We start from the raw sequence: 21,957 nt of genomic DNA, 5'->3' as shown, positions 1-21,957 counted from the left end.
GAAGCAGCGAGAATCGACATCCCGCCACACACCGAGTCAACGAACTCAGTGCGGGCATTCGAAGGAAACAACTTGACCATGAAACGCTCCATCCATCAGAGCGTTGCAACGACCATATGACTTTGCCCGGGCCACACTGCCGCGAAGTGTCAACTCGGCGGGGCCTGCGCCTCCGGAGTGGGCTGGGAGTCGGGAGTGGGCTGGCCGGGGTTCAGCCTGGGTGCGAGCTGCTGCCCCAGCCACGCAGTGACCAGGCGCTCCCAGCGCTCCGGATCCACATTCCACTCCTTGGTGTGCCGGGCCCGGTCGAAGCTCTCGAAGGTAACCATCTCCGGATTCTTCTCGGCCAGGGCCGCGGACGGGCCGTAGGGGACGTATTCGTCGTCGACGCTGTGGATGATCAGCGTGGGGGTCCGCAGTTCCACCGCACGGGACACCCAGTCCATTGCCTTGAGGTCCACCGGAGCCGCGAGGCCGGTCAGCCGGCGGCCGAGCTTGTGGCTCATCATCAGCTGACCGTACCTGCCCACCGCGGACGGGATCCGGTTGAGCTCGGCGTGGTGGGCCAGCACGTTCACCCAGTTGATGACCGGGGCGTCCAGCACCATGGCCCGGATCAGGGGGTGGTAGCGGGACAGGTCGGCGGTCTGGAGGCAGATGGCGCCGCCCATGGACCAGCCGAACAGCACCACTTCGCGGGCGCCGTGCGCCAGCGCAAACGTGATGGCCGCCTCCACATCGCGCCATTCCGTGGACCCCAGGCCGTAGCGCCCGTCCTGCGCCGAGGGCGCCAGCCCGTCATTGCGGTACGTGATCAGCAGGCTGGACATGCCCAGTTCCCGGGCGGTCCGGACCGCGCGCAGGCATTCCTGCCGGCTCGCGCCGCGCCCGTGCACCATGATCGCCCAGACGCCGGACTCCTGCGGGGCCCGGACCAGCCACGCCGGCGCGGTCCCGCCGTCGACGTCGATGTCCACGTCCTCCGCGGGCAGGCCGATGCCGGCCGGGTCGGGGTAGGCGGCGCCGCTCCAGTAACCCCGGCGCGCCGTGCTGAGGTCGCCGCTGTAGACGGCTTCGACTTCACGCTGGACCGTCCGCTCTGCCGGCGAATAGGACACAATCCGGCCGATCCGGGCGTGACCGCGGCCGCCGTCGAAGAACAGCCCGTAGACACCCTCAACGGTGGCATCAGGCGTTGCCGCGAGGATCACCTGCAGCCCTCCGTCGCGCCGGATCACCGCGAGCACTTCCTGGTCCTCTTCCCGGACACGCGCGGGAGTGATCACCCGGCGGGCGAAATACAGGGCCAGGGCGGAGGAACCTGCGGCGAGCACGCCGGCCGCGGCGCTGCCGCCGATGACGCCGGCCAGGGCCCACTTGGCGGAGCCTGGAACGGACGTCTCCGGCGCAGGGCCCGCGACGGCGCGCGCGGCCCTGCCGCGGACAGCAGAGGTCCGCTGCGGGCCCGGCAAGAGGGGTGAGGATGAAGCCATGGCACCATTCTTACCGAACTGCCCGCCCAACATGGCATCCCGGCGCGGCGGGCCACCGGTCCGGCCAGGTGGCGCGGCCGCCCGCTCCGGCCCGCGGGGCCGCCCGCCGGTCCCCTCAGGGTCGCCCGCTCTTCCCCCAAGGGTCACTGCGCCAATCCGTGCGGGCATACCGGAGCGAGACTAGGCTGGGGGCATGAGTGAACCAATCGTCATTTTGACAGAAGAGCCCCTCGGCGCAGACGACCGTGTGAACATCGAAAGACTGCTGGCCGGAGGTGACGCCCCGCTGGTGGTCCTGGTTCCCGCCAGCACGGAGCGGCATCTGCTGGTGGATTTCCTGGAGAACCTGTCCCTGCTGGAAATCTCCAAGGCCTTCCGCGAACTGACGTCCCATCCCGACCCCGCCGGGGAACGCGCGGAAGCGGCAGAGACCCTGGCGGCCTCGCTCGCGGCACTGGCCGGGCTGGGCAGCGGCGTGACCGGCGAAATCGTCGCGGGCAAGGCCGTCGACAGCATGGTTGCCAAAGTCCGCGAAGTGGGCGCCGGGCAGGCCGTGGTGATCACGCGCCCGCACGCCGTCGCGGACACCTTCCACACCGACTGGGCCACCAAAGCCCAGGACAAACTGGGCCTGCCGGTGCTGCATCTGTACGCCGGATCGGGATTTATCGGGGACTCCTGAGCGTTGTTCATGCTATGAGCATCTTTAGCAACAGGCCCAAGACCCCTCCCGTCGCCGTACCCGGGGGCTCCGCTGCCGGACAGTCCGGTGCCGCGTCCGGTGAACAGGCCCTCGTGGAAAAACCCGACGAGCAGTGGCGCCAGGAGCTGTCGCCCGAGGAGTACCGGGTGCTGCGCCAGGCCGGGACCGAGCGGCCGTACACCGGCGAGTACTGGGACACCCACACCGCGGGCGTCTACCAGTGCCGGGCGTGCGGCACCGAGCTGTTCACGTCCAGGGAGAAGTTCGATTCGCACTGCGGCTGGCCTTCCTTCTGGGCCCCGCTCGCCGAGGGCACGGTCCGGTACATCCACGACCGCACCTTAGGCATGGACCGCGTCGAGGTCCGCTGCGCCACCTGTGACTCCCACCTCGGCCATGTGTTCGAGGGCGAGGGCTACGGCACCCCCACCGACCAGCGCTACTGCATCAATTCGGTGTCCCTCAAGCTGGTCACGGACGACGGCGGCACCGGGCAGTAGCCCGGGACAAACAGCAGTTCCTGCAACGGGCCCGCCAGCAACCAGGCAACTGGAGCTGGCGGGCCTTGCGCAGGTCGTTAGCAATAGTATTTCTTATGCTCGAGCATATTTTGCATTAGGGATCCTGACTCCTTGCTACGCTCGAAGACGACGCTGAAGAGCGACGCTTCCAGCACATAGAAAGGCGCCTGCTGACGATGACTACCACCGCTATCACCACCACTGCCCCGATCTCCGCCAGCTCCCCGGAGTGGCTGCAGCTCAAGGCCGCCGCCGCGGCCCTGCAGCAGCTCCAGGTCAAGGACGGTTCCGTCCCGGAAGCGGCCGATCATGCCGCTGCCGCCGGTCATGTCCGCACCATCACGGCAGCCATCTCAGCCCTCGCTCCGGCGCTGCCGCACGACGCCGAGTACCTCTCCCTGCTCGTTGCGGACTTCGGCCGCTGGGCCGACGGCGGCTTCGGCGTGCCGGACTTCCTCGACTCACTGCAGGCGTTCCAGCCGCAGCAGCACCGGGTCAACGGCCTGCAGCACCTCGTGGTCTTCCCGATGTACACGCAGAACGGCAGCAGCAACCGCCTGGTCGAAGCCGTGCTGATCGAGGTCATCTGGCCCGAGTTCATCGAGGGGCTGGAGGCGGGCGAATACTCCAACAAGCTCTTTGTTCCCATCCGCTTCCTGGACTTCACGCCGGGTTACGACACCAACTCCGCGGTGCTCTTCCCGGAGACCGTGGCCGTCCGCGAAACCCCCACCTTCACGTGGGGCGCCATCTTCGCCGACCGTGAGGCCGCCCGCTTCCGCCGCGTCCTCCGCGCCGCCGCGGACATCACGTCGCTGCAGCTTCCCGAAGACGCGGCCGCACTCCTTGAGGACCAGGGACTGGCCGAGGAAACCTTTGTCATGTGGGACCTCATCCACGACCGCACCCACATGCGCGGCGACCTGCCTTTCGACCCCTTTATGATCAAGCAGCGGATGCCCTTCTTCCTGTATTCGCTGGAGGAACTCCGCTGTGACCTCACGGCATTCCGCGAGTCCGTGAAGATCGAAAAGGACGAAGAGGCAGACCCGGAGGCCCGCCGGCACGCCAAGCTGGTCCAGTACGCCGTCATCTTCGACCGGATCTTCCGCTTCGCCATCACCGGCAGCCGCGTCCGCAACTACGACGGGCTTGGCGGCCAGCTGCTCTTCGCCTGGATGCACCAGCACCACGTCCTGCACTGGACCGACAGCAAGCTCAGCATCGACTGGGACGAGGTGGCCGACGTCGTGGTTGAACTCGGCGCCAGGATCGAGGAGCTGTACTGGCGTTCGATCGACCGCCCCAAGATGGCGCACTGGCTGGCAGCCTACGAGCTGATCTCCGGCACCGTCACGCCCAACCCGGCCTCGGTCTGGGCCAAGGGTCCGGACGCGCTGCCCCTGGCCGGCCCGCCGCGCGGCCTCACCGACCAGGTGCTCGACGACGAGTTCCCGCTGTCCATGTTCTACGAGGCACTCGAGAAGAAGATGCGCCCCGTCATTGAATCCACGGCCGGCATCACGGGCACGTCCGACACGGGCGCGCCGAGCTCGGCAATAAACGCTGCCACAAACGCTGCCATGAACGCCGGATGAGCACCGGTCGTCCCCTGAACGTGCTGGTCACGGGCGGCAGCGGCCCTTCCGGAATCGCCGCCGCCCGTGCCCTGCACCATGCCGGGCACACCGTCTTCACCGTCGGCTCGGATAAGGCCCGGATCGAGGCGGCAGCAGCAGAAGCCGGCGACGGCGTCACGCCCCTGGTGTGCGACCTCGCCGACCTCGCTGAGGTGCGGGCGCTGCACAGCACCGTCCATGCGAGGCTGGCCGGAACCGGCACAACTGTCGACGGGGTCATCCACCTGGTGGGCGGCTGGCGGGGCGCCAAGGGCATTCCGGACCAAAGCGACGAGGACTGGGAGTTCCTGGAACGCGGCGCCATCACCACGGTGCGGAACGTCACCCGGGTCTTCTACGCGGACCTTGCGGCGTCGGAGGCAGGGCGCTTCGCCCTGGTCTCCTCCACCGCCGTGGACAAGCCGACGGCGGGCGGCGCGAGTTACGTCGCCGCCAAGGCCGCCGCCGAAGCCTGGACCCTGGCCGTTGCCGACGGCTTTCACCGCGACCAGTCCGGCCGCAAGCAGGACCCGGTGGAACAGCGCAGCGCCGCGGTGATTTTCGTGGTCAAGGCACTGGTGGACCCGGCAATGCGGGCGAAGTCGCCGGAACGCACCTTCCCGGGCTTCACCGACGTGGAGGACCTGGCAGCTGCCGCCGTCGGGCTTTTCACCTCCCCCGCAGCGGACCTGAACGGCCGGCGGCTGCCCCTCGGCAGCGGCCCCCAGCGCTGACCCCAAGCACTGACCCCGGTCCCGCACTGGCGCCGCAGCACCCCGGGCTTAGCCGTGGGGCCGGGACCTCCTTAGACTGAAAGTGTGAGCAAATCCATGACAAGCACAGTTGACACTGCCCCCGCCACCGCCCCTGCGGCTAACGCAGTGCGGCTCCATGACCCTTCCGTCCGCGGCTTCGCCTCGGACAACTACTCAGGCGTCCACCCGGAGGTGCTGGCAGCCCTGGCCGCTGCCAACGAGGGCCACCAGGTCTCCTACGGCGAGGACGACTACACCGCCCGGCTGCAGCAGCTGATGGAGGAGCACTTCGGGACCGGCATCGAATGCTTCCCGGTCTTCAACGGCACCGGAGCCAACGTGCTCTCGCTGCAGTCCCTGCTGCCGCGCTGGGGCGCCGTGGTGTGCGCCTCCACGGCGCACATCAACATGGACGAGAACGGCGCCCCGGAGCGGATCGGCGGCATCAAGCTGCTCCAGGTCCCTACGGAGGACGGCAAGCTCACCCCCGAGCTGATCGACAGGGAGGCCTGGGGCTGGGGCGATGAGCACCGCGCCCAGCCGCTGGCCGTCTCTATCACCCAGACCACCGAGCTGGGCACCTGCTACACGCCGGAGGAAGTCCGGGCCATCGCGGAGCATGTCCACGCCAAGGGCATGAAGCTGCACATGGACGGCGCCCGGCTGGCCAACGCCGCAGCGCATTTGAATGTGCCGCTGCGGGCCTTCACCCGCGACGCCGGTGTGGACATCCTGTCCTTCGGGGGGACCAAGAACGGCCTGCTCTTCGGCGAGGTGGTCATCGCCCTGAACCCCGCCGCGGCGCAGGGGCTGGTCTACCTGCGCAAGATGAACATGCAGCTGGCCTCCAAGATGCGGTTCATGTCCGCCCAGTTCATTGCCCTCCTGGAGGGCGACCTGTGGCTGCGCTCCGCCGCGCACGCCAACGCCATGGCGTCCCGGCTGCGCGCCGGCGTCGAATCCATTCCGGGCATCGAACTGAGCCAGAAGACCGAGTCCAACGGCGTGTTCGCCATCCTTCCGGCCGGGGTGGCCGACCGGCTGCGGCAGTCCTTCCGCTTCTACGACTGGAACGAGGCGGCCCGGGAGGTCCGCTGGATGTGCTCCTTCGACACCACCGAGGATGATGTTGACTCCTTTATCGCGGCCATCAAGCGCGAGCTCGCTGCCGGCTGATCCATCGACGGCGTCCCCGGCCCGGCGGCGAGCCTGCCGGACCGGGGGCTGCCCCGTGCATAACCTTCCATTGTGAACGCACTCGATCAGGTTCCGGCAGATTTCCTTTTTGCCTTGGGGACCCTTCGGCAGGCACGGACCCGCAGTGAGCTGCGCCTCGAGGAGATCCCGGCACCGGCACGCCTGGCACCGTTCGCCGTCGCCCTCGGGGCAGAGGTTGTGGCTCCCGGCGAACCGGCCTCCGGCGCCGTCCACGGACCCGCCGCCGCAGCCCTGGCCCGTGCAACCGGCGGCGACGACGTCGAACTGGCCACAGGCCGTTTCATCCTGCTGCACGATCCCGATGGCTCGGCCGTCTGGGAGGGCGAGTTCCGGATTGTCACCTACATCCGCGCACAGCTGGAACCGGAAATGGGCAACGACCAGATGCTCGGCCCGGTCGCATGGACCTGGCTGGTGGAGGCACTGCAGGACCATGCAGCCCCCTACCGTTCGGCCGGCGGCACCGCCACACGGGTCCTGTCCGAAAGCTTCGGGACCCTCTCCGACCGGCCCGATTCCATCGACATCGAGCTCCGGGCGTCCTGGACTCCCGCCACCCCGGACATCACCTCACACCTCGAAGCCTGGTCGGACATGGTCTGCACCTTCGCCGGCCTTCCGCCGCTGCCCGACGGCGTCACTCCCCTGCCGCGCTGGCGCCGCGGGCAGGCCTGAGCCGGGACCGGTGTGCCGAACCTCCCGGCCCGGTTTTGGCCATTGCGCGGCCCGCAACACCGTGTTGTCGCTAAACTGAAGTCATCATGAGCCCTCATATTCCGGAAATCACCACCGCGGGCGCGGCCGCCACCACAGTGCCAACCACGCCGGAGGCCGCAGACACCACCGCCCACATCGCAGTGGACGGGTTCGACAGCCTGGTCCCCGAGGTGATCGACCTCGATGCCCCGCGCGACGGTGTGCCGCTCGTCATTGAAACCCAGTCCGGCCTGGAACGCTGCGCCGCGGCCCTCGCCGCAGGGCACGGACCCGCCGGCGTGGACGCCGAACGCGCCTCCGGCTTCCGCTACGGCCAGCGCGCCTTCCTGGTCCAGATCCGCCGTGAAGGATCCGGCACCTGGCTGATCGATCCCGAGCCCTTCGGCAACCTGGCCATCATCAACGACGCCCTGCGCGGGGTGGAATGGATCCTCCACGCAGCCAGCCAGGACCTGCCGTGCCTGTCCGAACTCGGCATGTGGCCGGACAAACTCTTCGACACCGAACTGGCGGCCCGGCTTGCCGGCCTTCCGCGGGTGGGCCTCGCCGCCGTCATCGAACAGCTCCTCGGCTTCGGCCTCGCCAAGGAACATTCCGCGGCAGACTGGTCCACCCGGCCCCTGCCGGAACCCTGGCTGCGCTACGCCGCCCTCGACGTCGAGGTCCTCACCGAGCTGCGCGAGGAGCTCATTGAACTCCTCGTCGCCGACGGCAAGCTGGACTATGCGGAACAGGAGTTCGCCGCGCTCCTCGAGGCCGGGCAGGCGCCGCCGCGCGTCGACCCGTGGCGCAAGACGTCCGGCCTGCACCAGATCCGCGACCGGCGCCAGCTGGCCGCGGTCCGCGAGCTGTGGCTGGAGCGGGACTCGCTGGCGCAGAAGCGCGACGTCGCGCCCGGCCGGCTGATCCCCGATTCGGCGCTGGTGGCCGCCGCCAAGGCCATGCCCACCACCGTGCCGCAACTGCTGGGTACCAAGGGCTTCCACGGCCGCGCCGCCCAGCGGGAGGCGCCCCGCTGGCTGCGCTGCATCAGCACCGCCCGAACCCTTGAGGACCTCCCGCCCCTCCACCTGCCCACCAACGCTCCCCCGCCGCCGCGCGTCTGGGCGGACCGGGACCCGGACGCCGCAGCCCGGCTCGCAACCGCCCGGCCGCTCCTGCAGGCCAAGGCGGAGGAACTCAACATGCCGGTGGAGAACCTGCTGACACCCGACTACCTCCGCCGCGTCGCCTGGCGGCCGCCGGCCGAGACCAGCGAGGAAGGCATCGCGGAGGAACTGGCCAACCTGGGTGCCCGGCAGTGGCAGATAGAGCTCGCCGCTCCCCTGATCGCCGAGGCCTTCCGGAACCCCCAGCCGCTGCCCGCCAAGGAAACGAAGGCGGCCCCCGCCGCCCCCGCAGCCCCCGCCGCGGATACGGCCCACTAGCCGCCACCCGGCGCCCTCGACCTGCGCCCGTCTCCTTCCGCGACGCGGCCGGGCTGATCCTTCCGGGCACTCCTTGCCAGCTATGTTACCGGCGAGTAACATGTTGTTTGATGTCGCCCGGATCCGTGCTGCCCGGCGCGCTTGCGCCCCCGGACAGCACGGCCCCGGCACCCATGTCTCGATGAGGAGTACGACGTGAGCCAGCAGCCCAGTAGCGGAAATCCCAGTGGCGGGACGACCAGCCGCCCCAACCCCCGCAGCGCGGGTCCCCGCACCACAAGTCCCCGCGCCGTGCGCGAGGTCGTCTTCGTAGACGGCGTCCGCACCCCGTTCGGCCGCGCCGGCGAGAAGGGCATCTACGCGGGAACCCGCGCCGATGACCTCGTGGTCAAGTGCATCCGCGAACTGATGCGCCGCAACCCGTCACTCCCCGCCGAAAGGATCGACGAGGTGGCCATCGCGGCCACCACCCAGAGCGGGGACCAGGGCCTCACCATCGGCCGCACCGCCGCCCTGCTGGCCGGGCTGCCGCGGACTGTTCCCGGCTTCGCGATCGACCGGATGTGCGCCGGCGCCATGACGGCCGTGACCACGACGGCGAGCGGCATCGGCTTCGGCGCCTACGACGTCGTCATCGCCGGCGGCGTGGAGCACATGGGCAACCACCCCATGGGAGCCGGCGCGGACCCCAACCCGCGTTTTATGTCCGAACGGATCGTTGACCCGGCCGCCCTCAACATGGGCAACACCGCAGAGAACCTGCACGACCGCTTCCCGGCCATCACCAAGGACCGCACCGACGCCTACGCCGTGGCCTCCCAGGACAAGCTGGCCGCCGCTTACGCCAAGGACCAGATCCAGCCGGACCTGGTGCCCGTCGCCACCATGAAGCCAGGGCAGGGCTGGACGGTGAACACGGTGGACGAACCGCCGCGGCCGGGCACTTCGGTCGACGACCTCGCCGGGCTGAAGACCCCCTTCCGGGCCCACGGCCGGGTCACGGCGGGCAACGCCGCGGGCCTCAACGACGGCGCCACCGCGGCGCTGCTGGCCTCCGCCGACGCCGCCGAAGAACTCGGCCTGCCGGTCAAGATGCGCCTGGTCAGCTACGCGTTCGCCGGCGTCGAGCCCGAAGTCATGGGCATCGGCCCGGTCCCGGCCACCGAAAAGGCCTTGGCGAACGCTGGCCTCGGCATCGACGATATCGGCCTGTTCGAGATCAACGAGGCCTTCGCCGTGCAGGTGCTCAGCTTCCTGGACCACTTCGGCATCGCCGACGACGACCCCCGGGTGAACCGCTATGGCGGGGCGATCGCCGTCGGGCACCCGCTCGCGTCCTCCGGGGTGCGGCTGATGAACCAGCTGGCCCGCCAGTTCGAGGAGGACCCCAGCGTCCGCTATGGCATGACCACGATGTGCATCGGCCTGGGCATGGGCGCCACGGTCATCTGGGAAAACCCGCACCACGCCGACTACACCACCATCACCGAGACTGGAGCCGCAGCATGAGCGCCGCCGATTTCCACAAACTTGCCGAACTGTTTCCGACCGAAACGGTGACCCACTCCTACGTCCAGGACATCCAGCTCCCCGCTGTTAACGGCACCAGCCCGGGCACCTTCGCCCTGGTGACGCTGGACAACGGCCTGGACCACTCCAAACCGACCACGCTGGGCCCCAACACCCTGATCGAGCTCGGCACCGTGCTCGAAGGCCTGCGGGACCGCGCGGCGCGCGGCGAAATCGTGGGCGTCGGTGTCACCGGCAAGCCGTACTTCCTGGTGGCCGGCGCAGACCTGTCCACGGTGAAGTCGGTCAGCGGCCGCGAGCAGGGCCTCTGGATGGCCCAGCTCGGCCACGACGTGTACTCCACCCTGGCCAACCTGGGTGTGCCCAGCTTCGCGTTCATCAACGGCCTGGCCCTGGGCGGCGGCCTCGAGATCGCCCTGCAGTCCACGTACCGCACCGTCTCCACCGGCGCCGGGGCACTGGCCCTGCCGGAGGCCTTCATCGGGCTGATCCCGGGCTGGGGCGGCGTCTACATCCTGCCGCGGCTGATCGGGCCCGAGAACGCCGTCAAGGTGATGATCGAGAACCCGCTGAGCAACAACCGCACCCTGACCGGCCCGCAGGCCTACGAACTCGGCGTCGCTGATGCCATCTTCGAGCCGGCCGACTTCGTCGAGCAGTCCGTCGCGTGGGCGGCCCGGGTGATCGCGGGCGCGGTCACCCCGGAGCGCGCCAACGCCGTCGACGCCGCCGCTGCGGACGTCGCCGACCGCTGGGCCGGGGCCGTCGCCGCGGGCCGTGCCTTCGTCGAGGCCAAGACCTCCAACGCGTCCCCCGCACCGGCCAAGGTGCTGGAGGTGATGGAGGCCAACCGGACCCTGACGCAGGCCCAGTCCGCGGAACTGGAATGCGAGACCCTCGCGGACCTCATGCAGACCGACGAGTTCCGATCCACCGTCTACGCCTTCCTGGACCTGGTGCAGCGCCGGTCCAAGCGCCCAGCGGGCGCCCCGGACCGCAAGCTCGCACGGCCGGTGACCAAGATCGGCGTTGTGGGCGCCGGCCTGATGGCCAGCCAGCTGGCCCTCCTCTTCGCCCGCCAGCTCAAGGTCCCGGTGGTGATGACGGACATCGACGAGGCGCGCGTGGAGAAGGGCGTGGGCTACGTGCACGCCGAGGTGGACAAGCTGCTGGCGAAGAAGCGCATCAGCGCGGACGCCGCCAACCGGACCAAGGCCCTGGTCACCGGCTCGGTCTCCAAGGAAGCCTTCGCGGACGCGGACTTCGTGATCGAGGCTGTGTTCGAGGAGCTCAACGTCAAGAAGCAGGTGTTCAAGGAGGTCGAGGCGATCGTTTCCCCCGAGTGCATCCTGGCCACCAACACGTCCTCCCTGTCCGTCACGGCCATGGCCGCGGACCTGCAGTACCCCGAGCGCCTGGTGGGCTTCCACCTCTTCAACCCGGTGGCCGTGATGCCGCTGCTGGAAATCGTCCGTGCGCCCAGGACCGACGACTCCGTGCTGGCCACCGCGTTCGAGCTGGCCAAGGGACTCAAGAAGTCCTCTGTGCTGGTGAAGGACGCCCCCGCGTTTGTGGTGAACCGGCTCCTGCTGCGGCTCATGGGCGAAGTGACGGCGGCGTTCGATGAGGGCACCCCGGCCGACGTGGCGGACAACGCGCTGCGCCCGATGGGCCTGCCGATGACGCCGTTCACGCTCGGCGCCATGGTGGGGCTGCCGGTAGCCCAGCATGTCCAGGAATCCCTGCACGCCGCCTTCGGCGACCGCTTCCCGGTGTCCGCGAACCTGCAGGCCCTGATCGACAACGGCGTGAGGTCCATCTGGGATCCGGCGTCGGTCAAGGCCGGCCGTCCGGAGATCCCGGCCGAAACGCTGGCGCTGATGTCCTTCGGTGATTCGCCGTCCACGGGCGGGGAGGTGCTGCGCCGCACGCAGGACGCCCTGGCCGAGGAGATCGGCCTGATGCTCGAGGAGGGCGTCGTGGCCGGGCCGGAGGACATCGACCTGTGCATGATCCTCGGCGCGGGCTGGCCGATGTTCCTCGGCGGCATCACCCCCTACCTTGACCGGGTGGGGGCCTCCGAACGGGTCAACGGCAAGAAGTTCCTGGCCCCCGGGGTTGCGTCCGAACCTGCCGCCTGAGCCTGCTCCTGCCGCCCGCGCCCTACCCGGGTGCGGGCGGCAGCGCTGCCTGGCCAGGTCCTGCCGGCGCGGCCGGAACGGCGTCGCCGGCCCTGCGGAAGTGCGGTCCTGACGCGGGAAGCCAGACGAGGACAGCGGCCACCAGGCCGGCGATGAGCGGAAGCCCCTGCGACAGAATCGCGAGAAGAACGGCCGCACCCAGCCCGCCCGGGGCCGGCGGATTGCCCGGGTCCAATGACAAAGTGCCGGCGACCGCGGCAAGCGCGATGAGGCCCAGGCCCGCCGGCGGGATGATCGTCACCAGGGGCCGGACGAACGGCTTTCCCCGCCGGACTTCCCGGGCGCAGGCGATGTCGGCAGCCGCCACGGCCGCCAGGGTAAGCCACAGCACCAGCGCCGGAGTGACGTTCGCGGCCGGATCCCAAAATCCGGCAAGGAGCGCCAGCCCCAGCGCGGCCTGCAGGGTGGCGACGACTCCGGCCACCACCAGGATCCAGGCCGCTGCCGCCACGGACTGTGGCATGCGGCCGGACCCGGAGTCCGCCGGTTTTTCGGCCAGGTTCACCGCCCGCCGGGCAAAAAATCTGTTGGACGGCGGCAGCCACATCAGCACCGTCGCGGCCACAGCGGCAACACCCACTCCTCCCACAGGCGACAGCAGGACCTGCTGCCAGGGAACCTCACCCACGAACGGCCCGCCGCGGACGAACAAGAGCGCCGGAAGAATCACCGCAAGTGCCGTCAGGACAATGCGCGCCCACCGCGCCCCGCGCCGCAGGAGCACCACCAGGACAATACCCATGACGAAAACGGCTCCGCTGGCCAGGTAAAGCGCCAGCGCCGGGAGGTACGTGGCCGGGGCGACCATACCGCCGAAGGCCAGCACCAGCAGCAGACCCAGAAGCGTCCACACTGTCCCGATCCCCCCGAGAATCAGCCAGATGCCGGCTGCAATCTTCAGGACGGCCGGCATGGCGGCAGGTCCGGTGGCGTCTGCTGGGGTGTTCATGGCCCCATGCTGGGCCTCCGGGGAGGCGGGCCGGTAGGGCCGCAAGCCCCCGGCACGCCAGAATCAGGGCTCCCGCAGCGCCCCGCCCTCCAGCACCAGGATGCGATGTGCCGTGGCCCGGGCGAAGACGGGGTCGTGGGTGACCAGCACCACGGCCGCGCCCCGCCCGGCCTCGGCGTCGATGGCCCGGTGCAGGACTTCCAGGGCGTGCCGGTCCAGCCCCACCGTGGGTTCGTCGAGCGCGAGGACGGCCGGGCGGCGGGCCAGAACCGTGGCGAGGGCCAGCAGCCGCTGTTTCGACGCCGGCAGCTCCGCCGGGTGCGTGCCCGCTTCCCCGGCCAGCCCGACGGCGTCGAGGGCGGCGTCAGCGGCGGAGCCCGCTTCCCTGCCCCACAACTTCCGCAGGCCGAAGCCCACCTCCCGCAGCACCGTCCGTTCGAAGAGCTGGTCCCGGGGATGCTGGAAGAGCAGCCCCACCGCTGCGGCCACCCGGCCCGCGGGAAGGCCGGCAATGCTCCGTCCCTGGACGCGGACCTCTCCGGCCAGCGGCTGCAGCAGCCCGTTGACGTGGCGCAGCAGTGTGGACTTGCCGGCCCCGTTGGGACCGGTGATCGCCACAATCTCCCCCGGCCGCACCCGCAGGTGCAGATCCCGCAGCAGCAGCGGCTCCCCCGCGGCGCCGCCTGCCCCGGTATAGCCGAAGCCCAGCCCGTCCAGCTCCAGCACCGGCGCGGCACCGGCGGGCAGGCCTGCCCGGACGGCCGGCACGGTGTGGGTGACCGTGTGGAGCACGGCTCCGCTCCGGGCGAGCTCCGGTGACCGTAGGAGTTCCCGGGGCCGGCCGCCGGCGGTGGCGGTGCCGCCGTCGAGGACCAGCCAGCGCGCTGCGGAACGGGCCAGCCCGTCGGCTGACTGGCTGAGCACCACCACGGCGGTCCCCGCCGCCATGAGCCGGGCCATGAGGTCCCGGACCACGATCACCCCGGCGGCGTCGAGGGAAGCCAGCGGTTCGTCCAGCACCAGCACCTGCGGTTCGGTGATGACGGCGCAGGCGATGGCCAGCCGGCGCAGCTCCCCGCCCGACAGGGTCGCGGGGTCGCGGTCCAGGAACGCCGCAAGGCCGGTCAGCTCCGCGGCACGCTGGACCATCCGCTGCATGTCGGGCCGCGGTGTGCCGCGGTTTTCGAGGCCGAAGGCGAGTTCCTCCGCCACGGTGGAGCGCACCGTGCTGAGCATGGCGGCCGCATCCTGCGGCACGTAGCCCACCCGGTCCGACCAGCCGGCGGGATTGATCCGTGGGTCATCCCCGCCGCCGCGGAACTCCAGCCGCTCCCCGGCCAGCTCGAGCCGCCCGGTCAGCGCTCCGGAGTGTCCGGGCCGGTGCCAGCCGGCCAGCAGCTTGCCGAGGGTGGTCTTGCCGCTGCCGGACCCGCCCAGGACGGCGGTCAGTGTGCCGGCACGGACGCCGAGCTCCACATTCCGCAGCGCGGGGGCCGCGTCGCCATGGAAGGTGAAGCTGCCGATCCGGGCGGCCAGCACATCGCGGGTCCCGACGGCGGCGGGGCCTGTGCCTGTCACAACAGCCCCGGGGCCGGCCACGAGGCTCCGAGCCGGAGGGCCACGGCCGCGGCGGCGAGCACCAGCAGCACGGCCCGGAGCCGGCGCTGCGCGGGCGGATCCGCCACCTGGCGGTAGCTGGTCCGGGGGCCCGGGCGGCCAAAGCCACGGGCTTCCAGGGCCTGGGTCCGGTGCCCGGACTCTTCGAGCAGGCCGAGGACCAGCGGCACCATCTGCACCCGCACCGCGGCCAGCCGGGCCGGCGCTCCGCCGCCGAGCACCAGGCCGCGGGACTCCTGTGCCGCCCGGATGGCGCCGAGCCTGCCGGCCACGGCCGGCAGCAGTGTCAGCGCGGACGCGAGGACGAAGCTGAACTGCGGAGGCAGCCGGCGGGCGGCCAGCGCGGCAGTGAGGTCCGGGGCGTTGACGGTGAAGGAGAAGAGGAGCAGCACCAGCACGCACGCGCCTGTACGGGTGCCCGCCTCCAGGGCGAAGGCCAGGCCCTCCGCCGTCACCCGGGCCGGGCCCCAGGCTGCCAGGACGGTGCGGCCCTCCGGGAAGAACAGGCCGTGCACTAACAGCAGCGACAAACCCAGCGGCAGCAGGACCGCGGCCGCCGCGGTGAGGACGCGGCGGCCGGCGCCGGCCCGCGCGGCCAGCGCCACGGCCGCGGCGGAGACCGCCACGGACAGCGGCCAGCTGCCCGCCGCCGTCGTGATCACGGCGGTGCAGCAGGCGGCCGTGAGCGACGTCAGCGGGTGGAGGGGTGCGGGCATGCGGACAGGCTTTCTGTTCGGTGTACGGATCAGGTGTCCGGCTCCGTTGCTGCCGGGGACTTGCCGGCCAGCACCCGGAAGCGCCGGACGAACGCGAACTGGAAGGTGGTGCGGCGCGGCAGGGCGTAGACCAGCAGGGCGGCGATGGCAAAGACGATGGCCTTGTCCATGGGGTCCGAGATCAGTGCCTGCTTGGTGATGGCAGCGAGGAGGGTGTCGCCCATGGCGCGGAAGGCGCTGACCACCGCGCCGGTGCCGAGGCCCGCGGTGCCGCCGAAGACGAACGCCGCGATCGGGGCGGACACGACGCCTGCGAGGATGCCGGTGATGAAGCCGGCCACGGGAGCGAGGTAGAACCGGCGGAACAGGCCGCTCCGGGCGGCAAGGCCGGCGAGGAAGCCGATCAGCGCGGCCCCGGCCGCGAAGGGCAGCACGGTCGGGTTGAAAAAGGACCAGACGATGGTGCTAAGGGCGCCTGTGGCGGCGCCCGCGGCGGGCCCGGCAAGGACGGCGATCAGGACGGTGCCGATGGCGTCGAGGTAGAACGGCAGCCCCGTGGTGCCCATCAGCTGGCCCAGGACCACGTTCAGGACCAGGGCCACCGGCATCAGCACCAGCGTGGAGGTGGGGAGGACCGGAAGCGCCGCGGCGACCAGCAGGACGGCGCCGAGGAGGAACCCGCCGAGGGCCACCAGCGCCGCCGCGCTGGCGGGACCGTTGGCGATGTCCGCTGGCTGGGTGAGGACCAGGAAGAGGTAGGTGGCCGCGATCGCGGCGGCACCGGCGAGTTCCAGCAGGCAGCGGTTCCGCTGGGCTGTAGTTCTGCCGGCGGCGCTGCCGGCGGAGCCGTCGCCCGGGCCGGTGGCAGGGAGGGTCAGGGACTGCTGTGACATGGGGATGGTCCTTTGGTGGGGGCTGCAACATCCGCCTATGTCACCTCGGCGCAGCTACCATCCTAACCAGTGGCAGGAGTCCCGGCGGACATACGCTCCCGGGCCAATGCCCCCACCGAGGAAATCAGCTCCGCGAAGCACTGCTCCGGGTCGTTGGACGCGACGATCCGGGCGTTGGGCGGCAGTCCCCAAAGGCCACGGAAGTCCGCCACCGTGGTGCCGGTCAGCAGCGGGGACCCGGTTTCGACGTCGACCGTGGCCGGGCGGGCCGTGAACGGCGTGCGTCCGGCGGCGGCGCAGGCCGCGAAGGCGTCATGCATATGGGCGACGTAGCCCTGGTCGTAGAGCCGGTGGAATTCCATGTAGAACCTGATCGCATCCGACAGGCAGGCCACGAGCGGGCTGGCAGAGGTGCTGGGGAGGCCCTCGGGCTGCTCCGGCAGGACCAGTTCGGGCCCGACCCCCGCGGCGTCGCCGAGGCGGCGGAAGTGTTCGGGGCGCATCTCGATCCGCTCGGTCGTCTCCAGCGCGCACACCAGCGGCAGTTTGTCCTCCGGCAGGCCGCGGTACGCGGCGAAGACTTCCTTGGCCGCGTGCGGGTCCACCGAGACGTTCCACTCCGCGGTGGGCGTGGTGTTGCCCTGGTAGAAGAAACTCCCGCCCATGATCACGAGGCCCTTGAGCAGCCGCGGCAGTTCCGGTTCGCGGCGCAGGGCCAGGGCAAAGTTGGTCAGCGGCCCGGTGATCAGCCCGGTGATCTCCCCCGGTTGCGCCCGGACTTCCTCCACCCAGACGTCGACGGCGTGGCGCGGCGAGACCTGCTGCGCGGGCGCCGGCAGCTCCGCGTAGCCGATCCCCTGCGGACCGTGGGTCTCCTCGGTGGTGACCAGCGGGATTTCCAGCGGCACCTCGGCGCCGATGGCCACCTCAATGCCGGCCCTGCCGCACAGTTCCAGCAGCGCCAGGTTGTTGAGCGCCACCTGGCGGGCACCGACATTACCGGCCGTGCAGGTGATGGCCTGCAGGTGGACCTCCGGCCGGGACAGCAGGTAGACGAGGGCCAGGGCGTCGTCGATCCCGGTGTCGACGTCCATCAGGATCCGGTGTCCGGCTGCCGGAGCTCCGGGTGTGTCGGCGCTCAGAACAGTGCGACCTTCGGCGTGCGCGGGAAGAGGTCGTCCAGCTCGGCACGTTCCGCGGCGGTGGGGATCCAGGCGACGGCGGCGGCGTTCTGGCGGACCTGTTCCGGCCGGGTGGCGCCGGCGATGACGCTGCTGACGGAGGGCTGGGCCGCGAGCCAGGAGAACGCCACCTGGATCTCGTTGAGGCCACGGTCGACGGCGAACGTGCTGAACGCGCCCAGCTGGTCCCAGTCGGCGTCGTGGACCAGGTTGGTGCGGGTGTGGCTGAGGCGCGACCCCGCGGGGGCGGTGTCCTTGGCGTACTTGCCGGTGAGCAGGCCGTTGGCCAGCGGGAAGTACGGCAGGACACCGAGCCCGTAGGCTTCGGCGGCCGGCGTGACCTCCTGTTCGGCGCGGCGGTCCAGCAGGTTGTAGTGGTTCTGGCTGGAGATGAAGCGCGCTCCCCCGCGGGCGCGGGCCACGAACTCGGCTTCGGCGATCTGCCACCCGGCGCGGTTGGAGTGGCCGATGTAGCGGACCTTGCCGCTGGTAACCAGTTCGTCGAGGGCGTCCAAGGTCTCCTCGATCGGCGTGAGCGGGTCGGGGGTGTGGAACTGGTAGAGGTCGATCCAGTCCGTTCCCAGGCGACGCAGCGAGGCCTCGGCGGCCTTGATGATGTACCGGCGGGAGCCGCGGGCGCCGAAGTCGTTGCCGTTGGCCCCGCGCATGTCCATTCCGAACTTGGTGCCGATCACGGCGTCGTCGCGGCGGCCCTGAAGGGCTTTGCCCAGCATGGTCTCGCTGAGGCCCGGCTCCTTGCCGTACGTGTCGGCGACGTCGAAGAAGGTGATTCCGGAGTCCAGGGCGGCATGGACGACGGCGTCGGTCCCCTCCTGCGACTCGGTGGCCGTATTGGACCGGCCAAGGTTGTTGCAGCCCAGCCCGACGACGGAGACGGTCAGTCCGGAATTTCCTATGCGGCGGTATTCAGTCATGGGGTTCAGCCTATAACGCCCGGCAGCCGCTTCCGGCTGCGGGCCGGGGCCGCCGGTCTGCCCGCAGGTCTGCCCGCGCGGGTCAGCCCGCGGGCAGTTCCAGGCCGCGTTCGTCGAGGGCATCCTCGAGCTGGGCCAGAGTCCGCGGGCAGATCCCGTGCATCCCGGCAAGCCGGCGCCGGCCGAGCTGCACGAGGTGTTCGAGGGTTTCCACCCCCGCGTGGGCGAGGGACCTGCGTGCCGGGGCCGCCAGGCCGGCCGGGAGCGGTGTGCTGCCTGGGTGAGGGGATTTGCGCGTCATGGCGTTGCCTTCCAGTCGGTTGCCCCCAAACTGATGTGAGCCGTGCCCGGCTCCTTGCAGGTGGTACCTAAAGCGTGAAGCTGTTCGCTTGCTTCGGGGAGTGCTTGAGCTTGAAGGTGTCCTCGCCGAAGGCTGCGGCCCCGATGCTCAGCTTGGTGAAGTCCAGGTCCTCGCCACGGATGCAGACCTTGACGGCGTTCACCGTTTTGTTCACGTCCGGGGTGAGGATGAAGATGTTGAGCTTGGCGTCGGAGAATTCGGAGCGGTCCACGATTCCGAGGCCCCGCCATGCCAGGTGGCTGATCAGGGCGTCCTTGGCTTTTTCCTCGAGGTACCGGTCGCGGCTGGTCCCGTCCTTGGTTTTGAGGGCGTACTGCGCCACCACCCAGAACTGTTCCTCGTCCGGAATTTCGGCGTACCCGTCCTCGGCGCACTGCCCGGCGAAGGCGTCCATGAGCCGCTCCGCGGCCTCGGCGTCGACGGCGTCCGTCTCCTCCGTGGTGCTCTGGTGCCCCACGACGCCGTGGTTCATGACGAATTCGTTGAAGTCCTCGTCAATCCAGGCTTCCCTGAACCGCAGGGTGCCGTCGTCGTCCCGTTTGTAGACCCTGATAATTCCGCTCATGCCCGTCCTCTCCTGAACCATTCGCGGTCTGAGCCGTCGAATGGTGGCTGTTGTGCCTTGACGGCCTGGTACAGCTGATCCGACGCAGCGGTGATCCGGTCCACCACGTCTGCGGGGTAGTCCATCTCGATCCGGTGCTCGGCAAACTCGTCCTCATCGTCGACGTAGACGCCGCGGTCCGCGGTCCGGATGACGTCCAGGTCCATGTCGATCAGGTGGAACTCGGTGACGCCGGGCCGGATGGTGGCCCAGCCGTGGTCCGTCGCCAGGTCCACGTAGACCTGTACGCCGGCGGGGTGGGCGTCGTCGTAGAAGGTGGCCACGTACTCGCCCGTGCGCGGGACCAGCAGCACGGCGTCGGATTCGGCGTAGAACGCCGCGCCCGGGCGGGAGCAGAACTCGTTGGTGCCTTGGAAGATCCACCAGCCGTGGGCGTCCTCGCCCAGATACGTCCCGGGCACCACCCAGTGGGCCTTGCCGTTCCATTTCCGGTTCCGGGCGACCACCATGTCGCCCGGGGTCAGGCCGTCGGGGGTCCTCACAGAATCGGCAGGCTGCCGGTGGTGGGGTGTTCCTGGCCCGGGAGGGGCCGGGCGAAAGGCACCTTGGTCCCCAGGACCTGCGCCACGACGTCGTGGGTGATCTGCTGGGCCGTCAAACCGACCCGTTCGAGTACCTGGCTGCGGGAGCCGTGGACCAGGAACTCCACGGGGAGGCCCACCTCGTTGAGGGCGGTATCCACCCCGGCGGCGCGCATTTCCTGCCGGATCCGGGAGCCGACGCCGCCGGCGCGGACCCCGTCCTCGATGCAGATGACAAGGCGGTGGTGCGAGGCGAGGGCGACCACGGACTGGGGCACCGGAAGGACCCAGCGCGGGTCCACCACCGTGGAGCTGATGCCTTGGGCGCCAAGCCGGTTCGAGACGTCGAGGGCGAGTTCGGACATCGCGCCGACGCTGACGATCAGCACGTCGTTGTCGCTGGCGCCGGCCGGGCGGCGGGCCAGCACGTCCACCCCGTCACTGAGCCGTTCGATGGCCTCCACTTCGGCCCCTACGGTGCCCTTGGAGTAACGGATCACGCTGGGGGCGTCCTCGATGGCGACCGCTTCGCGGAGTTCCTCGCGCAGCCGGCTGGCGTCGCGCGGCGCGGCCAGGTGCAGGCCGGGCACGATCTGCACCATGGCCATGTCCCACATGCCGTGATGGCTGGCGCCGTCGGGCCCGGTGACACCGGCACGGTCCAGGACGATGGTGACCCCGGCCTTGTGCAGGGCGACGTCCATCAGCAGCTGGTCGAAGGCGCGGTTGAGGAAGGTTGCATAGACCGCGACGACGGGGTGCAGCCCGCCGAAGGCCATGCCGGCGGCGGAGGTAAGGGCATGCTGTTCGGCGATGCCGACGTCGAACACCCGCTCCGGGTGCCGTGCGGCGAACTTGTGCAGCCCCACGGGGATCAGCATGGCGCCGGTGATGCCGACGATGTCCTGGCGCTCGTCCGCGATGTCGGCGATCTCGTCGGCGAACACCGACGTCCAGGACTTGGCGCCGCCGGCCTCGGTGGGTTCACCGGTCTCCGGATCGATGATCCCGACGGCGTGGAACTGGTCCGCCTCATGGGCGCGGGCCGGCGCGTAACCGTGGCCCTTCTCGGTCATGGCATGCACAATCACCGGACCGGCGTAGTTCTTGGCCGTGGACAGGGCGTGCTCCATGGCCTGGAGGTCGTGGCCGTCCACCGGCCCGATGTATTTCATGCCGAGGTCCTCGAACATGCCCTGCGGCGCCCACCAGTCCTTGACGCCCTTCTTCATGGCGTGCAGGCTGCGGTACGTGAACTGGCCGGCGGGCCCGCCGTTCTGCAGTTTCCGCCGCCACCAGTCCAGGGTGCCCTCGTAGCCGGGAGCGGCGCGGAAGGAATCGATCGTAGGGCGCAGCGAGGCGAGGTAGTCGGCGAACCCGCCCACGGTGGGGGCGTAGGAGCGGCCGTTGTCGTTGACGACGATCACGACGCGGCGCTTCTTGTCCGCGGCAATGTTGTTGATGGCCTCCCAGGCCATACCGCCGGTGAGGGCGCCGTCACCCACGACGGCGATCACGTACCGGTCGCCGTCGCCGGTCAGCTGCCGGGCGCGGGAGATCCCGTCCGCCCAGGACAGCGAGGAGGAGGCGTGCGAGCTCTCCACGATGTCATGCTCGGACTCGGCGCGGTCCGGGTAGCCGGACAGGCCGCCCTGCTGGCGCAGGGTGCTGAAGTCCTGCCGGCCGGTGAGGAGCTTGTGGACATACGACTGGTGGCCGGTGTCGAAGACGATGCTGTCGCGGGGGGAATCAAAGATCCGGTGCACCGCGATGGTGAGCTCGACGACGCCGAGGTTCGGGCCCAGGTGCCCGCCCGTCTGGGACACGTTGCCGATCAGGAATTCCCTGACCTCGGCTGCCAGCTGATCCAGCTGCGCCTCGGACAACTTGCTCAGGTCCTGCGGATTCCGGATGGTCTCCAAGATTCCCAACGGCCCCTCCTTCGGGTGGTAGACATGCCTTTTAACTCTAACGC

20 protein-coding genes are annotated in these 21,957 nt (G+C 70.1%); 9 read left to right on the top strand and 11 right to left on the bottom strand.

Annotation, left to right across the window (positions count from 1 at the left end):
• Positions 1 to 149: 149 nt before the first annotated feature.
• Positions 150 to 1,493 carry an alpha/beta hydrolase family protein gene (locus tag ACTWQD_RS14285; RefSeq protein ID WP_443196773.1) on the bottom strand — a complete coding sequence of 448 codons (1,344 nt, stop codon included), beginning with the start codon at positions 1,491 to 1,493 and terminating at the stop codon, positions 150 to 152.
• Positions 1,494 to 1,686: 193 nt separating this feature from the next.
• On the opposite strand from ACTWQD_RS14285, the gene ACTWQD_RS14280 reads away from it, so the two are divergent.
• From ACTWQD_RS14280 to ACTWQD_RS14240, 9 genes are all read left to right on the top strand, one after another.
• The gene (locus tag ACTWQD_RS14280; RefSeq protein WP_443196772.1) at positions 1,687 to 2,175 is read left to right on the top strand and encodes a hypothetical protein; all 489 of its coding nucleotides are present in this window, start codon (positions 1,687 to 1,689) and stop codon (positions 2,173 to 2,175) included.
• 14 nt (positions 2,176 to 2,189) lie between these two features.
• A complete protein-coding gene (msrB, locus tag ACTWQD_RS14275) occupies positions 2,190 to 2,696 on the top strand; it encodes a peptide-methionine (R)-S-oxide reductase MsrB (protein ID WP_443196771.1) in 507 nt (168 codons plus the stop codon).
• A 197-nt stretch (positions 2,697 to 2,893) separates the two neighbouring features.
• Positions 2,894 to 4,315: a DUF6421 family protein gene (locus ACTWQD_RS14270; RefSeq protein WP_443196770.1), complete on the top strand. Its 1,422-nt coding sequence runs from the start codon at positions 2,894 to 2,896 to the stop codon at positions 4,313 to 4,315.
• Positions 4,312 to 5,070: an SDR family oxidoreductase gene (locus ACTWQD_RS14265; protein WP_443196769.1), complete on the top strand. Its 759-nt coding sequence runs from the start codon at positions 4,312 to 4,314 to the stop codon at positions 5,068 to 5,070. Before ACTWQD_RS14270 ends, ACTWQD_RS14265 begins: the two co-directional genes overlap by 4 nt.
• A gap of 96 nt (positions 5,071 to 5,166) precedes the next feature.
• Entirely contained in the window at positions 5,167 to 6,267 is a 1,101-nt protein-coding gene (locus ACTWQD_RS14260; protein WP_443196768.1) for a threonine aldolase family protein, read from the top strand.
• Between the two features lie 69 nt (positions 6,268 to 6,336).
• The gene (locus tag ACTWQD_RS14255; RefSeq protein WP_443196784.1) at positions 6,337 to 6,984 is read left to right on the top strand and encodes a DUF3000 domain-containing protein; all 648 of its coding nucleotides are present in this window, start codon (positions 6,337 to 6,339) and stop codon (positions 6,982 to 6,984) included.
• Positions 6,985 to 7,070: 86 nt separating this feature from the next.
• Positions 7,071 to 8,453, top strand: coding sequence for an HRDC domain-containing protein (locus tag ACTWQD_RS14250; protein WP_443196767.1), 1,383 nt, complete (start codon positions 7,071 to 7,073; stop codon positions 8,451 to 8,453).
• 291 nt (positions 8,454 to 8,744) lie between these two features.
• Positions 8,745 to 9,962 carry a thiolase family protein gene (locus tag ACTWQD_RS14245; RefSeq protein WP_443196783.1) on the top strand — a complete coding sequence of 406 codons (1,218 nt, stop codon included), beginning with the start codon at positions 8,745 to 8,747 and terminating at the stop codon, positions 9,960 to 9,962.
• Positions 9,959 to 12,124 (top strand): 3-hydroxyacyl-CoA dehydrogenase NAD-binding domain-containing protein, encoded by a 2,166-nt coding sequence (locus ACTWQD_RS14240; protein WP_443196766.1) that lies wholly within the window; start codon positions 9,959 to 9,961, stop codon positions 12,122 to 12,124. The genes ACTWQD_RS14245 and ACTWQD_RS14240 overlap by 4 nt, the downstream gene beginning before the upstream one ends.
• A 22-nt stretch (positions 12,125 to 12,146) precedes the next feature.
• On the opposite strand, the gene ACTWQD_RS14235 is transcribed toward ACTWQD_RS14240, so the two are convergent.
• From ACTWQD_RS14235 to dxs, 10 genes are all read right to left on the bottom strand, one after another.
• Positions 12,147 to 13,133 (bottom strand): hypothetical protein, encoded by a 987-nt coding sequence (locus ACTWQD_RS14235; RefSeq protein ID WP_443196765.1) that lies wholly within the window; start codon positions 13,131 to 13,133, stop codon positions 12,147 to 12,149.
• A 63-nt stretch (positions 13,134 to 13,196) separates the two neighbouring features.
• Complete coding sequence (locus tag ACTWQD_RS14230) at positions 13,197 to 14,711, bottom strand: ABC transporter ATP-binding protein (protein WP_443196764.1); 1,515 nt, start codon at positions 14,709 to 14,711, stop codon at positions 13,197 to 13,199.
• Positions 14,708 to 15,466 carry an energy-coupling factor transporter transmembrane component T gene (locus tag ACTWQD_RS14225; RefSeq protein WP_443196763.1) on the bottom strand — a complete coding sequence of 253 codons (759 nt, stop codon included), beginning with the start codon at positions 15,464 to 15,466 and terminating at the stop codon, positions 14,708 to 14,710. The genes ACTWQD_RS14230 and ACTWQD_RS14225 overlap by 4 nt, the downstream gene beginning before the upstream one ends.
• A gap of 29 nt (positions 15,467 to 15,495) precedes the next feature.
• Positions 15,496 to 16,359 carry an ECF transporter S component gene (locus ACTWQD_RS14220; protein WP_443196762.1) on the bottom strand — a complete coding sequence of 288 codons (864 nt, stop codon included), beginning with the start codon at positions 16,357 to 16,359 and terminating at the stop codon, positions 15,496 to 15,498.
• A 62-nt stretch (positions 16,360 to 16,421) separates the two neighbouring features.
• Positions 16,422 to 17,453: a nucleoside hydrolase gene (locus ACTWQD_RS14215; protein WP_443196761.1), complete on the bottom strand. Its 1,032-nt coding sequence runs from the start codon at positions 17,451 to 17,453 to the stop codon at positions 16,422 to 16,424.
• A gap of 44 nt (positions 17,454 to 17,497) precedes the next feature.
• Positions 17,498 to 18,475 carry an aldo/keto reductase gene (locus tag ACTWQD_RS14210; RefSeq protein ID WP_443196760.1) on the bottom strand — a complete coding sequence of 326 codons (978 nt, stop codon included), beginning with the start codon at positions 18,473 to 18,475 and terminating at the stop codon, positions 17,498 to 17,500.
• Between the two features lie 82 nt (positions 18,476 to 18,557).
• Positions 18,558 to 18,776 carry a hypothetical protein gene (locus ACTWQD_RS14205; protein ID WP_443196759.1) on the bottom strand — a complete coding sequence of 73 codons (219 nt, stop codon included), beginning with the start codon at positions 18,774 to 18,776 and terminating at the stop codon, positions 18,558 to 18,560.
• A gap of 67 nt (positions 18,777 to 18,843) precedes the next feature.
• Positions 18,844 to 19,401 (bottom strand): hypothetical protein, encoded by a 558-nt coding sequence (locus tag ACTWQD_RS14200; protein WP_443196758.1) that lies wholly within the window; start codon positions 19,399 to 19,401, stop codon positions 18,844 to 18,846.
• Positions 19,398 to 19,910, bottom strand: coding sequence for a DUF402 domain-containing protein (locus ACTWQD_RS14195; protein ID WP_443196782.1), 513 nt, complete (start codon positions 19,908 to 19,910; stop codon positions 19,398 to 19,400). The genes ACTWQD_RS14200 and ACTWQD_RS14195 overlap by 4 nt, the downstream gene beginning before the upstream one ends.
• 29 nt (positions 19,911 to 19,939) lie before the next feature.
• Positions 19,940 to 21,913: a 1-deoxy-D-xylulose-5-phosphate synthase gene (dxs, locus tag ACTWQD_RS14190; RefSeq protein WP_443196757.1), complete on the bottom strand. Its 1,974-nt coding sequence runs from the start codon at positions 21,911 to 21,913 to the stop codon at positions 19,940 to 19,942.
• Positions 21,914 to 21,957 lie beyond the last annotated feature (44 nt).

Source organism: Pseudarthrobacter sp. 1C304, assembly GCF_052245515.1.
In the GTDB taxonomy this organism is placed as follows: domain Bacteria; phylum Actinomycetota; class Actinomycetes; order Actinomycetales; family Micrococcaceae; genus Arthrobacter.
Note: the sequence above shows the minus strand (reverse complement) of the source record. Positions and strands in the feature narration are given on the sequence as shown.

Bases quoted from the DNA above. Each gene is read 5' to 3' on its own strand.
- ACTWQD_RS14220 (WP_443196762.1), bottom strand. From the start codon at position 16,359: ATGTCACAGCAGTCCCTGACCCTCCCTGCCACCGGCCCGGGCGACGGC.
- ACTWQD_RS14235 (WP_443196765.1), bottom strand. From the start codon at position 13,133: ATGAACACCCCAGCAGACGCCACCGGACCTGCCGCCATGCCGGCCGTC.
- msrB (WP_443196771.1), top strand. From the start codon at position 2,190: ATGAGCATCTTTAGCAACAGGCCCAAGACCCCTCCCGTCGCCGTACCC.
- ACTWQD_RS14260 (WP_443196768.1), top strand. From the start codon at position 5,167: ATGACAAGCACAGTTGACACTGCCCCCGCCACCGCCCCTGCGGCTAAC.
- ACTWQD_RS14210 (WP_443196760.1), bottom strand. From the start codon at position 18,475: ATGACTGAATACCGCCGCATAGGAAATTCCGGACTGACCGTCTCCGTC.
- ACTWQD_RS14280 (WP_443196772.1), top strand. From the start codon at position 1,687: ATGAGTGAACCAATCGTCATTTTGACAGAAGAGCCCCTCGGCGCAGAC.
- ACTWQD_RS14200 (WP_443196758.1), bottom strand. From the start codon at position 19,401: ATGAGCGGAATTATCAGGGTCTACAAACGGGACGACGACGGCACCCTG.
- ACTWQD_RS14205 (WP_443196759.1), bottom strand. From the start codon at position 18,776: ATGACGCGCAAATCCCCTCACCCAGGCAGCACACCGCTCCCGGCCGGC.
- ACTWQD_RS14195 (WP_443196782.1), bottom strand. From the start codon at position 19,910: ATGGTGGTCGCCCGGAACCGGAAATGGAACGGCAAGGCCCACTGGGTG.
- ACTWQD_RS14270 (WP_443196770.1), top strand. From the start codon at position 2,894: ATGACTACCACCGCTATCACCACCACTGCCCCGATCTCCGCCAGCTCC.
- ACTWQD_RS14240 (WP_443196766.1), top strand. From the start codon at position 9,959: ATGAGCGCCGCCGATTTCCACAAACTTGCCGAACTGTTTCCGACCGAA.
- ACTWQD_RS14225 (WP_443196763.1), bottom strand. From the start codon at position 15,466: ATGCCCGCACCCCTCCACCCGCTGACGTCGCTCACGGCCGCCTGCTGC.
- ACTWQD_RS14285 (WP_443196773.1), bottom strand. From the start codon at position 1,493: ATGGCTTCATCCTCACCCCTCTTGCCGGGCCCGCAGCGGACCTCTGCT.
- ACTWQD_RS14265 (WP_443196769.1), top strand. From the start codon at position 4,312: ATGAGCACCGGTCGTCCCCTGAACGTGCTGGTCACGGGCGGCAGCGGC.
- ACTWQD_RS14250 (WP_443196767.1), top strand. From the start codon at position 7,071: ATGAGCCCTCATATTCCGGAAATCACCACCGCGGGCGCGGCCGCCACC.
- ACTWQD_RS14215 (WP_443196761.1), bottom strand. From the start codon at position 17,453: ATGGACGTCGACACCGGGATCGACGACGCCCTGGCCCTCGTCTACCTG.